This is a genomic window from Mycobacterium gordonae (genome assembly GCF_017086405.1).
Classification (GTDB): domain Bacteria; phylum Actinomycetota; class Actinomycetes; order Mycobacteriales; family Mycobacteriaceae; genus Mycobacterium; species Mycobacterium gordonae_D.
Genome location: NZ_CP070973.1, coordinates 2180040 through 2192580, shown reverse-complemented (window position 1 = coordinate 2192580; position 12541 = coordinate 2180040). Strand labels below are relative to the sequence as shown.

The window sequence follows — 12541 nt, the reverse complement described above, 5'->3', positions numbered from 1 at the left end:
TGTTGTGCTACCACTCGGGGCCAGAATGGTTATGCCGGCGGATGGCGACCAGGAAGGTGCAGCAAATGATCGACGGCGCTTTCAACCCGTCTCGTTACCGATGGAAAGAGGTGACCGGACGGCCCGACTCGAGGCACAAGATTCATCACGACTACACCGTTTTGGGTTACGACCGAAACGCTGCCACCCTCGATATGGTCGTGCGCTGGCACAGCGATGGTGGTCATTGCCCGATTCACCGTCACGCGGCGACCACCAGCGTCATCGTGCTCGCCGGTGAGCAACATCTCTGGGATGTCGAGCAAGACGGATCGGTCGGTAACCACCGTTTCCGCCGCGCCGGTGAATACGCGCTGACAGGCAACGATCAGAAGCCCCACCTGGAACGCGGCGGCGCCGACGGCGGCTTGGTCTATTTCGGCGCTCGACCCGACTCCCCGACCGGCCTTCTCTATGAAATCTATGACGCCGACATGAACATCGTTGCCGGCATCACCATCGATTCGCTGGTGGCGGATTTCGCCTCGGGAGCAATGGACGACTGAACCGGAAATTGTTGCCGCGCAGCGGCTCACGCGCTGTGGTTACCGGGCGTGCGGGCGCCGTAGTCCACCTGCCAGTGCTTGATGCCGTTGAGCCACCCCGACCGCAGGCGCTCCGGGGGGGAGATCGGTTTGAGGTTTGGCATATGGTCGGCAATCGCATTGAAGATCAAGGTGATCGTCAACCGGGCCAGGTTGGCCCCGATGCAGTAGTGGGCGCCGGTACCGCCGAAACTCACGTGCGGATTCGGGGCGCGCAGGATGTCGAAGGTGTAGGGGTTGGCGAAAACCTCGTCGTCGAAATTGGCTGACCGATAGAACATTACGACGCGTTGGCGCTTCCGGATCGGTACCCCGGAAAGCTCGGTGTCCGCCAGTGCGGTGCGCTGAAACGCGGTGACCGGAGTCGCCCAGCGCACGATCTCGTCCGCGGCGGTTTCCGGACGCTTACTCTTGAACAGCTCCCATTGGTCCGGATAGTCGGCAAATGCCATCATGCCCTGGGTGATCGAGTTGCGGCTGGTCTCGTTGCCGGCCACCGCCAGCATGAGCACAAAAAACCCGAATTCGTCGTCGGACAACTTCTCTCCGTCGATGTCGGCCTCGATCAACTTGGTGACGATGTCCTCGCCGGGTGTCTTCGACTTGACGTCGGCCATCTGCATCGCGTAGGCCAGCACCTGCATCGAGGATGCTTCGGCGTCGATGTCAGCGTATTCCGGATCCTCGCTGCCGGTCATCTCGTTGGACCAGCGAAACAGCTTGGCGCGGTCATCCTGTGGCACTCCGAGCAAACCGGCTATGGCCTGCAACGGCAATTCACACGCAACCTGCTCGACAAAGTCCCCTTTCCCTTGCGCCGCAGCGCGGTTGACAATCTCGTGGGCGCGGGCACCGAGCTCGTCCCGCAGCCGCCCGATGGCGCGCGGGGTGAATCCACGCGAGATGATTTTGCGCAACCGGGTGTGGTGCGGCGCGTCCATGTTGAGCAACACTGCGCGCTGCATGTCGATGTTCTCCCGCGGGATATCGTCGGGAAAGCGTGGTATCGCCGTGTTCTGAAATGTCGAAAAGATGTCACTGCGCAGCGAAATCTCTTTGACGTCTTTGTGTTTGGTGACGACCCAATACCCGCCGTCGTTGAACCCACCCGTGCCGACGGGTTGTTCGTTCCACCAGATGGGCGCCACCCGGCGCAGTTCTGCCAACTCCTCGACGGGTAGCCCTTCTACGTAGATGTCCGGGGCGGTGAAGTCGAAACCCGCAGGAAGATTAGGACATACCATGCTTTGGACTCCCCTCACCATCCTGATCCCCGAATCAATCGGTTGATCAGGACGATGATGGTGCGCGTGCGTACCCACGTCAAGGCCGGAAGGGACAGCCGCAAGCCAGCTTATTTGTTCTCAGCGAGCACAAGATCCGTCGACAACGCCCGCCGGGACTCCTCGCGAGCATTGCGCTCGCGGCATGGGTGCGGTGCCACAAGTTGTGCGGTCGCGTCCACGACGCAAAGCAAAAGCCCCCGCACGTGGCGGGGGCTTTCACATAGAACGCGATCAGCCCTTGCGGGCCTTGACGCCCTCGGTCACTTGTGGGGTGACCTTGAACAGATCGCCGACCACGCCGTAGTCGGCGATCTCGAAGATCGGCGCCTCTTCGTCCTTGTTCACCGCGACGATGGTCTTCGAGGTCTGCATGCCGGCCCGGTGCTGGATCGCCCCGGAGATGCCCAGCGCGATGTACAGCTGCGGCGACACGGTTTTGCCGGTCTGCCCCACCTGGAACTGCCCCGGGTAGTAACCGGAGTCCACGGCGGCACGCGAGGCGCCGACGGCACCGCCCAGCGAGTCGGCCAGCTCCTCGACCACGCTGAAGTTCTCCGCGCTGCCCACGCCACGCCCACCGGAGACCACGACGCTGGCTTCCGTCAGCTCGGGACGGTCGCCGGCCACGGCTGGCTCGCGGGAGGTGATCTTGGTCGCGTTCTCGGCGGGAGCCGGGACCTCGACGTTGACCTGCTCACCGGCGCCGGCCTTGGGCTCGGCGTCGATGGCGCCGCCGCGCACCGTGATCACCGGGGTGTCGCCGTTGACCTGGGACTCCACGGTGTAGGCGCCACCGAAGATCGAGTGCAACGCCTTGTTGCCTGCGCGGACCTCGACGACGTCCACCAGCAGACCCGATCCGATGCGCGCGGCCAGCCGGCCCGCGATCTCTTTGCCGTCGGCGTTGGCGGCCAGCAGCACCGCCGCGGGCGCGTTGGACTCGGCCAGCGAGGCCAACACGTCGACGAACGGGGTGATCAGGTAGTCCTTCGCCACGTCGGACTCGGCGACGTAGATCTTCTCGGCGCCGGCCTCTTTAAGCCCGTCCACCAGAGGTTCGGCGGTGCCGGGCGCACCGATGACGACGGCGGCCGGATCGCCCAGGGCGCGTGCGGCGGTGATCAATTCGGAGGTGACCTTCTTCAGGGCCCCTTCGGCGTGCTCGACTAGCACCAGAACTTCAGCCATGGTTTATTCGCTCTCTACGTGGGGTGGGCTCAGATGATCTTTTGGCCGACCAGGTACTTGACGATCTCGCTGCCGCCCTCGCCCTCGTCGGTGACCTTCTCGCCTGCGGTCTTCGGCGGCTTCGGCGTGGAGGACAGCACCGACGACCCGGCGTTGTCCAGGCCCACCTCGTCGGCCTCGACGCCGATCTCGGCCAGCGTCAGGACGGTCACTTCCTTCTTCTTGGCGGCCATGATGCCCTTGAAGGACGGAAAGCGGGGCTCGTTGATCTTCTCGGTGACGCTCACCACGGCGGGCAGCGTGGCCTCGAGGCTGAACAGGCCGTCGTCGGTCTCGCGCTCAGCCGTGATCTTGCCGCCCTCGACGGACAGCTTGCGTACGTGGGTGAGCTGCGGCAGGCCCAGGTACTCGGCGATGATGGCCGGCACCGCGCCGCCCGAGCCATCGGTGGACTCGTTTCCGGCGATCACCAACTCGGTGCCTTCGATGGTGCCCAGCGCGCGGGCCAGCGCCCACGCGGTCTGCACCACGCACGAGCCGTGCAGGCCGTCGTCCTTGAGGTGGACGGCCTTGTCGGCGCCCATGGACAGGGCCTTGCGGATCGCCTCGGTGGCGCGCTCGGGACCGGCGGTCAGCACCGTGACCGACCCTTCGCCACCCTCCCGTTCCCGGATCTGCAGCGCCTCTTCCACGGCGCGCTCGTTGATCTCGTCCAGGACCGCGTCAGCGGCCTCGCGGTCGAGCGTCCAGTCGCCGTCGGAGAGCTTGCGCTCCGACCAGGTGTCCGGAACCTGCTTGATCAGGACCACGATGTTCGTCATGAGTGTGGTTCGTCCTCCTCGAAGGAGTCCCGCAGCGGTCAACTGCAGGACCTCGGTCACGCGTGTCGCAACCGCATACGCCATGTTACTAGTGGGTAACTTCTCCCGGTTTGCCATCCCACCATAGCGGGTGCTTGCAGGGACGATTCGCCCCCTCCTCCCCTTCCGCTTCCGCTGACGGCATCGCCGGCGGGCGGGACGATTGCCCAGCTCTGCCCCCTTGATCCCCGGTCCGGTTCGCGAATCAGAGGCCAGGCATTAGCCTGCCTTAGCAATGAGTGCAATCGGCCCCAATACTCCGGACCGGATCGACCACGCGGTGGATCCGGGTTTGACGCTGACTGGCGAGCGCACCATCCCCGATCTCGACATCGAGAATTACTGGTTCCGCCGGCACGAGGTGGTCTACGAGCGCCTGGCGCCGCGCTGCGCGGGACGTGAGATCCTGGAAGCCGGCTGCGGCGAGGGTTACGGCGCCGACCTGATCGCCGGCGTCGCCCGGAGGGTGGTCGCCGTCGATTACGACCAGTCCGCCGTCGTCCACGTCCGCCACCGCTACCCCCGGGTGCAGGTGCTGCACGCCAACCTGACGGAGCTGCCGCTTCCCGACGCCTCGGTGGATGTCGTGGTGAACTTCCAGGTCATCGAACATCTGTGGGACCAGGGCCAGTTCATCCGCGAGTGCGCGCGGGTGCTGCGACCCGCCGGGTTGCTGATGGTGTCGACGCCCAACCGGATAACCTTCTCCCCCGGTCGCGACACTCCGATCAACCCGTTCCATACCCGCGAGCTCAACGCCGACGAACTCACCGAGCTGCTGCTCGAGGGCGGTTTCGGCGAGGTATCGATGAGCGGCTTGTTCCACGGGCCGCGGCTGCTGGAGATGGACGCCCGCCACGGCGGTTCCATCATCGACGCGCAGATCGAGCGGGCGGTGGCCGACGCGCCCTGGTCACCCGAGCTGGTGGCAGACGTGGCGGCGGTGGCCACCGCCGACTTCGACCTCCTGGACCGGGCCGTCCGTGATATCGACGACAGCCTGGATCTGGTCGCGATCGCGGTGCGCAATTGACCAGTTCGCCCGACCGGGTGCCCGGCATGTTCACGCTGGTGCTGCACACGCACCTGCCCTGGCTGGCCCATCACGGTCGCTGGCCGGTCGGCGAGGAATGGCTCTACCAGTCGTGGGCGGCGGCCTATTTGCCGTTGTTCCGGGCGCTGCGCTCGCTGGCCGACGAGGACCGCGGCGGCTTGCTGACCCTCGGCATGACGCCGGTCGTCAACGCCCAGCTAGACGACCCATACTGCCTCGCCGGCATGCACCACTGGCTGGCCAACTGGCGATTGCGCGCCGCCGAGGCCGCCAGCGTGCGGTCACTGCCGCGATCGAAGTCCGACGGCTACCTGTCGTGCACACCGGAAGCTCTGCGCGCCTTCGGCATTCGCGAGTGCGCCGAAGCCGATCAGGCGCTCGAGGAGTTCTCCACGCTGTGGCGGCACGGCGGTAGCCCACTGCTGCGCGGCCTGATCGACGCCGGCACCGTCGAACTGCTGGGCGGCCCACTGGCCCATCCGTTCCAGCCACTGCTGGCACCCCGGCTGCGGGAGTTCGCACTACGCGAAGGTCTGGCCGACGCCCGGTTGCGGATGTCCCAGCGCCCAACCGGGATCTGGGCGCCCGAATGCGCATATGCCCCGGGCATGGAGCAGGACTACGCCGCGGCCGGAGTCAGTCACTTCATGGTCGACGGTCCATCGCTGCACGGCGACACCGCGCTCGGCCGTCCGGTGGGCAGCAGTCCAGTGGTCGCGTTCGGGCGTGACCTGCAGGTCAGCTACCGGGTGTGGTCGCCCAAGTCCGGCTACCCCGGTCACGCCGCCTACCGCGACTTCCACACCTACGACCATTTGACCGGGCTGAAGCCGGCGCGAGTCACCGGCCGCAATGTGGGGTCCGACGGCAAGGCGCCCTATGACCCCGAGCGCGCCGATCGCGCGATCGATGTCCACGTCGCGGACTTCGTCGAGGTGGTGCGCAACCGCCTGGCGGCGGAATCCGAGCGGATCGGCCGCCCCGCCCACGTGGTGGCCGCATTCGACACTGAGTTGTTCGGGCACTGGTGGTACGAGGGTCCGACCTGGCTTGCGCGGGTGCTGCGCGCACTGCCCGAGGCCGGCGTCCAGGTGGGCACGCTGCGCGATGCGATGGCGGCCGGGTTCGTCGGCTCCGCAGTCGAATTGCCGCCCAGCTCTTGGGGTTCCGGTAAGGACTGGCAGGTGTGGAACGGCGAGCAGGTGGCCGATCTGGTCCAGCTCAATGCCGAGGTGGTCGACACGGCGCTGTCCACCGTGGACAAGGCACTGGCCCAGACGGCGTCGCTGGACGGGCCCATCCCGCGCGATCACGTCGCCGACCAGATCCTGCGCGAGACGCTGCTGACGGTGTCCAGCGACTGGCCGTTCATGGTCAGCAAGGACTCCGCCGCGGACTATGCGCGCTATCGCGCGCATCTGCACGCCCACGCCACCCGCGAGATCGCGGGGGCGCTGGCGTCGGGCCGCCGCGACTCCGCGCAGCGGCTCGCCGAGGGGTGGAACCGGGCCGACGGCCTGTTCGGCGCGCTGGACGCCCGGAGGTTGCCCAGGTGAGCACCCCTTCCTCCCCGTGTTGCGAGCGTGCGCGTGTTGCCAGCAACACGCCGCCGCGACCGGCATTTCACGCACCTTCGCACCAGCGCCAGCGCCAGAGCCAGGTCCCCTCGTGAAGATTCTGATGATCTCGTGGGAGTACCCCCCGGTCGTCATCGGCGGGCTGGGCCGACATGTCCACCACCTGTCGACCGCGCTCGCCGAGGCCGGCCACGAAGTCGTCGTGCTGTCACGTCGGCCAACCGGCACCGACCCCAGCACGCACCCCACCTCGGACGAAGTCCAGGAAGGTGTGCGGGTTGTCGCGGCGGCGCAGGACCCGCACGAGTTCACGTTCAGCACCGACATGATGGCGTGGACTCTGGCCATGGGTCACGCCATGATCCGTGCCGGACTGGCCATCAAGAGCCCCGGCAACAAGCGGAGCTGGCGCCCCGACGTGGTGCACGCCCACGATTGGCTGGTAGCCCACCCGGCCGTTGCGCTCGCTGAATTCTACGACGTACCAATCGTTTCCACGATCCACGCGACGGAGGCGGGTCGACATTCCGGCTGGGTCAGCGGGGCCATCAGCCGACAGGTGCACGCCGTCGAGTCGTGGCTGGTGCACGAATCCGATTCGCTCATCACGTGTTCGGCGTCGATGCGCGAAGAAGTCACCGAACTGTTCGGGCCCGGCCTGTCCGAGACCACGGTGATTCGCAACGGAATCGATGCGGCGCGCTGGCCGTTCGCCACCCGTGCGCCGCGCACCGGTCCGGCCGAACTGCTCTACGTCGGACGGTTGGAATACGAGAAGGGCGTGCATGACGCCATCGCCGCATTACCGAAGATCAGACGCAACCATCCAGGGACCACCCTGACCATCGCCGGCGACGGCACCCAGCAGGACTGGCTTATCGAGCAGGCTCGTAAACACAAGGTGCGCAAGGCCACTCACTTCACCGGACACCTCCATCATGAGGAGCTGCTGGCCGCGCTGCACCGGGCCGACGCCGCGGTGCTGCCCAGCCACTACGAACCGTTCGGCCTGGCCGCGCTGGAGGCCGCCGCGGCCGGAATCCCGCTGGTGACGTCTGACACGGGCGGTCTGGGCGAGGCGGTGATCAACGGCGTGACCGGGATGTCGTTTAAGCCACGCGACGTGGCGGGCCTGGCCCAAGCGGTCAGCGCCGTGCTCGATGACCCGGCAGCGGCCCAGCGCCGGGCACACGCCGCCCGTGAGCGGCTGACCTCGGACTTCGACTGGCAGACCGTGGCCAGCCAGACGGCGCAGGTGTATCTGGCCGCCAAGCGCGGCGTGCGGCAACCGCAGCCCAGGCGGCCGGTCGTCGAGCACGCGCTGCCGGATCGTTAGTCCAGACCGACCGCCTCGGCGCAGTACCGCCACATGCGCTGCAATGCAGCGTCGCTGTACCAGGTCGTGGGTAGGTAGTGCTGCGGGCGCGGCCTCCGGTCATGCCAGAACAGTCCGGTCGGCGGCGCCGGTTTGGTCGCGGCGAGCCAGACCGCGGTGTCGGCGCCCTCCTCGGCGGTGCGCAGCAACGGGCCGGTCAAGCGACGAAAGCCCGGCAACGAGGAAGCAACTCCCGGTGTGTCTGCCCACCCCGGATGCATCGAGTAGACCCGGATGCCCGCCCAGCGGCGGGCCAGGAGCGACGTGAACGCCACCTGAACCCGCTTGCTGCGGGCATAGGCGATGGCGCCGCGGTAACGGCCTTCCCGGTATTCGGGGTCGTCGACCGGCAATTGCTGGGTGTACATCCCGCCCGAGGACATCAGGATCACCCGCGGGTCACTGGACGCGCGCAGCAACGGAAGCAGGCCTTCGGTCAGCAGCAACGGCCCCAGCACGTGGGTCGCCAACGTGACTTCGTGACCGTCGCTGGTCTCCGTTCGCTGGGCGGGCAGCAGTCCGGCGTTGTGGATCAGGATGTCCAGTCCGGCCATCCGCGCGGCCAGATCGGCGGCGAACGCGCGCACGGCGGCCAGGTCGGACATGTCACACACCTCGACGCGGATGTCGGCGTAGGGGTACGAGGCGATGATCTCCGCGCGCGCCTGCTCCCCCTTGGTCCCGTCGCGCACCGTCAGCAGTACCGTGGCGCCGAGTCCTGCCAACGCGACGGCGATGGCCTTGCCGATGCCGCGGTTGGCGCCCGTGACCAGCGCGGTGCGACCACGTAGCGCGTCCGGCGGCGGATCATCCGGCCATTCGAGGGTTCGGAGTCGATACCCGATCCTGGTGTAACCGGGCACCACCGCCCGGTCCAACACGGCGTCGAACAGCGAAACGATTCCGTCGCGAACACCCATGCAGATAAGAATGCCGCACCGGCGTGCCGCAGCATTCGTCGGTAACGTCAGACCCATGGGCCTGATCTACTCGAGCGTCATCGACGCACCTCGCGACGAGGTGTTCGCCTGGCACACCCGCCCCGGCGCATTCGCCAGGCTTTCGCCGCCCTGGTCGCCGATGCGGCTTATCAGCGAAGCCGACTCGCTCAAGGACGGCCGCGCGGTCCTCGGGCTGCCGGGCGGCCTGCGCTGGGTGGCCCAGCATCAGGCGGATTCTTACGAACCGCCACAGCGTTTCGTCGATGTGCTCAGCAGCGACGGGCTGGCCTCGCTGCCACCACGCATCATCGGGCACTGGAGGCACACCCACGATTTCGAAGAAGTCGGCGCCGGGCAGACCCGCGTCATCGACCGCGTTGACACACCGGTACCCGAGCGCGCGCTGCGAAAGATGTTCGTCTACCGACACCGTCAGCTGGCCGACGATCTGGCCGCGCACAAGCGAGCGACTCAGCATGGCCTGGCGCCCTCAACCGTCGCTGTCACGGGCTCCTCGGGGTTGGTCGGCACCGCGCTGAGCGCGTTCTTGAGCACCGGCGGCCACCGCGTCATCCGGCTGGTCCGCGGCACCCCGCACGGCCCCGATGAGCGCAGCTGGAACACCGATGAACCCGCCCCGGACCTACTGGCCGGCGTCGACGCGGTCATCCACCTCGCGGGGGCATCGATCGCCGGACGGTTCACCGACAAACACCGAAAAGCTATCCGCGACAGCCGAATCGGGCCCACCCGCCGGCTGGCCGAACTGGTGGCGCGCACCGGAACCCCGGTGCTGATCTCCGCTTCGGCGATCGGGTACTACGGCTATGACCGCGACGACGAATCCCTCACCGAAGACAGCGAGCGCGGCGACGGATTTCTCGCCGACGTCGTGACCGAGTGGGAGGACGCCTCCGCGCCGGCAGAGCAGGCCGGAGCCCGGGTGGTCAAGGTGCGCACCGGGATCGTCCAGTCCCCCGCCGGCGGCACGCTGCAGCTGATGCGACCGCTGTTTAGCGCCGGGCTGGGCGGCCGACTCGGTGACGGCCACCAGTGGTTCTCCTGGATCGGGATCGACGATCTGATCGACGTCTATCACCGCGCGTGGTGGGACACCGAACTGTCCGGACCCGTCAATGCCGTTGCGCCACAACCCGTTCGGAATTCCGAGTACACCCGGATCCTTGCGCATGTGCTGCACCGGCCTGCGGTGCTGCCGGTCCCGGCGCTGGGCCCACGGGTGCTGCTGGGTGCGCAGGGGGCGCGCGAACTGGCGCTGGCGAACCAGCGAGTCAGCCCGGCCCGGCTGGACGGCGCCGGCCACCCGTTCCGCCACCCCGACCTCGATTCCGCACTGCGGCACCTGCTCGGACACAGCGCCTGACCGACTAGGGCACCTTCCGGGTCGTGACGGGCCCGTGCGACACGTCGCGCATCAGCGCGGTGCGCAGCGACCGTGGCCACAGAACCGGGCTCGGCATCCCCTTGCCGTGCAGCAATCCGTCTACCAGGTCGGCAAAGGCGTCCGTCGACGACCACCGCGGTGACCAACCCAGTTCCTGACGTGCCCGGCCGGTGTTCAGCAGCGGCGCGGAGAACGCCATGTCGAACCAGCCGCGGTCGATCGGCTGTAGGCGGGCCAGCCACGACGCCTGCACCAGCGGTCCGAGCAGGCGGGCGGGCACGTGAAAGGGTTTGGCGCCCAACGTACGAGCGATGTCATCACGGGTCAACGGCGGCTCGGCGGCGAGGTTGAAGGCCCCCAACGCCCCCCGCTCGATCGCCCGCACGCACGCGTCCGCCACGTCGTCCGTGTGGATCATCGACATGACCAGCGACCGGTCCAGCGGCAGCACCGGCAACCAGCGCAGCCACGCGGGGTCGATGTAGGCGGGCAGTGTGTAGCGCTGCAGACCCGCGGCGGCGTTGCGCTGCACTATCAAACCCGGGCGCATTCGCGTGATGCCGACACCGTCGGCGTGCCTGGCTTCGTAATCGTCCAGCAGTTTCTCCGCGGCGGCCTTGGCCCTGCTGTAGCTCGAGGTGCTCAGGCCCGCCGTCGACCACGACTCGTCCACCTGCTGCCCGAACCGGCCCGGCGCATAGGTCCCGAGTGAGGACATGTGGACCAGGTGGGACACACCCGCGCTGTGCGACGCGCCCAGCACCGCGGAGGTTCCGCGCACACCGACCTCATACAGATAGCGCGCGTTGCGGGTGGGCTGGAACCCCCAGGCCAGGTGCACGACGAGATCGGAAACTTTCACCGGCGGCGGATTCCCGTTCCGAGTGAGGAGAAACCCGCTTGAACCGAATCCAGCTCTACTACGTGTGCTCAATAGTCAGCGGCCGACCGGCACGAGTGGCGAACTACAGGATCATTCAGTATTTTAACGTTTAAATAAGTGAAGATAATTTTTCCGTCCCGGGCCACCGCCACCCGAACGTGGTTTGGCTTCTCGTCGAGGGGGTACCAACGCGTGAATCTGAGCCGTCCGGTATCAGCGGGTGATGAGACTTTCGAGGGAGTCGCCGTGGGAGACGTCCGTGAATTCCCGCGCGTGGCTCTTGCCGAAGTCACACGTAAAGGAGCAGCCGCCCTGTCGTCGGTCGACCAGTTCGACGATTGGCGGGCGAATCTGCGACACGCCGTGCTGGCCGAGGTCGAGGAGTTCGTCGCAGCCCGTTGTGCCGACACATTGGGCGACTGCGGGGTCGACGCTGCCGGCCAGGTGCTGATGGAGTTCGTCAAAGGCGGCAAGTGCCTTCGGTCAGCCTTCATGTACCTGGGCTGGCTGTCCGGTGCGCCACCCAACGACGCTGCCCTGTCGGCGACAGCCAGCTTAGAATTACTGCACGCATTCGCACTGCTGCAGGACGACGTGATGGACGATTCGCCGTCGCGGCGAGGTTTGCCGGCCGCGCACATCCAGTTCGAACAGTGGCACCACCAGCGTGGGTTGTCCGGCTCGTCGCGCCGGTTCGGAGAATCGGCTGCCGTGCTGCTCGGTGACCTGTGCCTGATCTGGGCCGAGCAGATGTTGCGTGACTGCGGCCTGAGCCGCGGTCAGCTGCAGCGGGCCTGGCCGCGCTACGACGCCATGCGCACCGAGCTGGCCGTCGGCCAATTCGCCGATCTGACCCTGGATATTCGCAAACCGCCCACACTGGAAGCGGTGCTCAACGTCGCCCGGCTCAAGTCCGGCAATTACACGGTGCGCCGGCCACTGGAGATCGGCGCCGCCATGGCCGGTTGCAGTGAACACACGCTGGCTCGGCTGGGCGAATACGGCAGCGCGGTCGGCGAAGCCTTCCAACTGCGCGACGACATCCTGGGGATTTTCGGATCGCCGAGCACCACCGGCAAACCCAACGGCGGTGACCTGCTCGAGCGCAAGGCCACCAGCCTCATGGTCGCTGCGTTCGAGCTCGCCGACACCTCGACCCGACGGCAGTTCGCCGAGCTGATCGAGCGCGCGCATCTCACTGATGCCGATCTCGAGCATTGGCGCGGCTTGATTCTTGCCACCGGAGCAGTCCAGCGGATCGAGGGACTCATCACCGATCGGGTGCAGATCGCCCAGCAAGCGTTAGATAGCAGTGGAATCGACGGACCGATCAAGGGCGCGCTGGCCGGCATGGCCGGGGTGTGCACCAGGCGTGCCGCGTGAGAGTA

The 12541-nt window shown here is 67.1% G+C and carries 11 protein-coding genes; 6 read left to right on the top strand and 5 right to left on the bottom strand.

What is annotated here, in order from left to right:
• The first annotated feature begins 65 nt into the window (after positions 1 to 65).
• The gene (locus JX552_RS09585) at positions 66 to 545 is read left to right on the top strand and encodes a hypothetical protein (protein ID WP_205877107.1); all 480 of its coding nucleotides are present in this window, start codon (positions 66 to 68) and stop codon (positions 543 to 545) included.
• A 26-nt stretch (positions 546 to 571) separates the two neighbouring features.
• Here JX552_RS09585 and JX552_RS09580 read toward each other — a convergent pair whose 3' ends face one another.
• The 3 genes from JX552_RS09580 to JX552_RS09570 all read right to left on the bottom strand — a co-directional run bounded on the left by JX552_RS09580 (position 572) and on the right by JX552_RS09570 (position 3879).
• Entirely contained in the window at positions 572 to 1828 is a 1257-nt protein-coding gene (locus JX552_RS09580; protein ID WP_205877106.1) for a cytochrome P450, read from the bottom strand.
• 273 nt (positions 1829 to 2101) lie between these two features.
• Positions 2102 to 3058 carry an electron transfer flavoprotein subunit alpha/FixB family protein gene (locus JX552_RS09575; protein WP_205877105.1) on the bottom strand — a complete coding sequence of 319 codons (957 nt, stop codon included), beginning with the start codon at positions 3056 to 3058 and terminating at the stop codon, positions 2102 to 2104.
• A gap of 29 nt (positions 3059 to 3087) precedes the next feature.
• A complete protein-coding gene (locus JX552_RS09570) occupies positions 3088 to 3879 on the bottom strand; it encodes an electron transfer flavoprotein subunit beta/FixA family protein (RefSeq protein ID WP_205877104.1) in 792 nt (263 codons plus the stop codon).
• 274 nt (positions 3880 to 4153) lie between these two features.
• On the opposite strand from JX552_RS09570, the gene JX552_RS09565 reads away from it, so the two are divergent.
• From JX552_RS09565 to JX552_RS09555, 3 genes are all read left to right on the top strand, one after another.
• Positions 4154 to 4951, top strand: coding sequence for a class I SAM-dependent methyltransferase (locus JX552_RS09565; RefSeq protein WP_205877103.1), 798 nt, complete (start codon positions 4154 to 4156; stop codon positions 4949 to 4951).
• Between the two features lie 26 nt (positions 4952 to 4977).
• The gene (locus JX552_RS09560; protein WP_205878343.1) at positions 4978 to 6528 is read left to right on the top strand and encodes a 1,4-alpha-glucan branching protein domain-containing protein; all 1551 of its coding nucleotides are present in this window, start codon (positions 4978 to 4980) and stop codon (positions 6526 to 6528) included.
• A 112-nt stretch (positions 6529 to 6640) separates the two neighbouring features.
• Complete coding sequence (locus JX552_RS09555; RefSeq protein ID WP_205877102.1) at positions 6641 to 7885, top strand: glycosyltransferase family 4 protein; 1245 nt, start codon at positions 6641 to 6643, stop codon at positions 7883 to 7885.
• Here the strand turns inward: JX552_RS09555 and JX552_RS09550 are convergent.
• The gene (locus JX552_RS09550) at positions 7882 to 8844 is read right to left on the bottom strand and encodes an SDR family NAD(P)-dependent oxidoreductase (RefSeq protein ID WP_205877101.1); all 963 of its coding nucleotides are present in this window, start codon (positions 8842 to 8844) and stop codon (positions 7882 to 7884) included. The two genes, JX552_RS09555 and JX552_RS09550, sit on opposite strands and share 4 nt — an antisense overlap.
• 55 nt (positions 8845 to 8899) lie before the next feature.
• On the opposite strand from JX552_RS09550, the gene JX552_RS09545 reads away from it, so the two are divergent.
• Positions 8900 to 10249, top strand: coding sequence for a TIGR01777 family oxidoreductase (locus JX552_RS09545; RefSeq protein ID WP_205877100.1), 1350 nt, complete (start codon positions 8900 to 8902; stop codon positions 10247 to 10249).
• 4 nt (positions 10250 to 10253) lie between these two features.
• On the opposite strand, the gene JX552_RS09540 is transcribed toward JX552_RS09545, so the two are convergent.
• On the bottom strand, positions 10254 to 11132 hold the full coding sequence (locus JX552_RS09540; protein WP_241010987.1) for an NAD-dependent epimerase/dehydratase family protein: 879 nt from the start codon (positions 11130 to 11132) through the stop codon (positions 10254 to 10256).
• A 294-nt stretch (positions 11133 to 11426) separates the two neighbouring features.
• Here JX552_RS09540 and JX552_RS09535 point away from each other — a divergent pair, with 294 nt between their 5' ends.
• Positions 11427 to 12536, top strand: a complete 1110-nt coding sequence (locus JX552_RS09535; protein WP_241011116.1) for a polyprenyl synthetase family protein — start codon at positions 11427 to 11429, stop codon at positions 12534 to 12536.
• The last annotated feature ends 5 nt before the right edge of the window (positions 12537 to 12541 follow it).

Excerpts from the sequence above, each read along its gene's own strand:
- JX552_RS09585 (WP_205877107.1), top strand. The coding sequence starts at position 66 with ATGATCGACGGCGCTTTCAACCCGTCTCGTTACCGATGGAAAGAGGTG.
- JX552_RS09580 (WP_205877106.1), bottom strand. The coding sequence starts at position 1,828 with ATGGTATGTCCTAATCTTCCTGCGGGTTTCGACTTCACCGCCCCGGAC.
- JX552_RS09575 (WP_205877105.1), bottom strand. The coding sequence starts at position 3,058 with ATGGCTGAAGTTCTGGTGCTAGTCGAGCACGCCGAAGGGGCCCTGAAG.
- JX552_RS09570 (WP_205877104.1), bottom strand. The coding sequence starts at position 3,879 with ATGACGAACATCGTGGTCCTGATCAAGCAGGTTCCGGACACCTGGTCG.
- JX552_RS09565 (WP_205877103.1), top strand. The coding sequence starts at position 4,154 with ATGAGTGCAATCGGCCCCAATACTCCGGACCGGATCGACCACGCGGTG.
- JX552_RS09560 (WP_205878343.1), top strand. The coding sequence starts at position 4,978 with ATGTTCACGCTGGTGCTGCACACGCACCTGCCCTGGCTGGCCCATCAC.
- JX552_RS09550 (WP_205877101.1), bottom strand. The coding sequence starts at position 8,844 with ATGGGTGTTCGCGACGGAATCGTTTCGCTGTTCGACGCCGTGTTGGAC.
- JX552_RS09545 (WP_205877100.1), top strand. The coding sequence starts at position 8,900 with ATGGGCCTGATCTACTCGAGCGTCATCGACGCACCTCGCGACGAGGTG.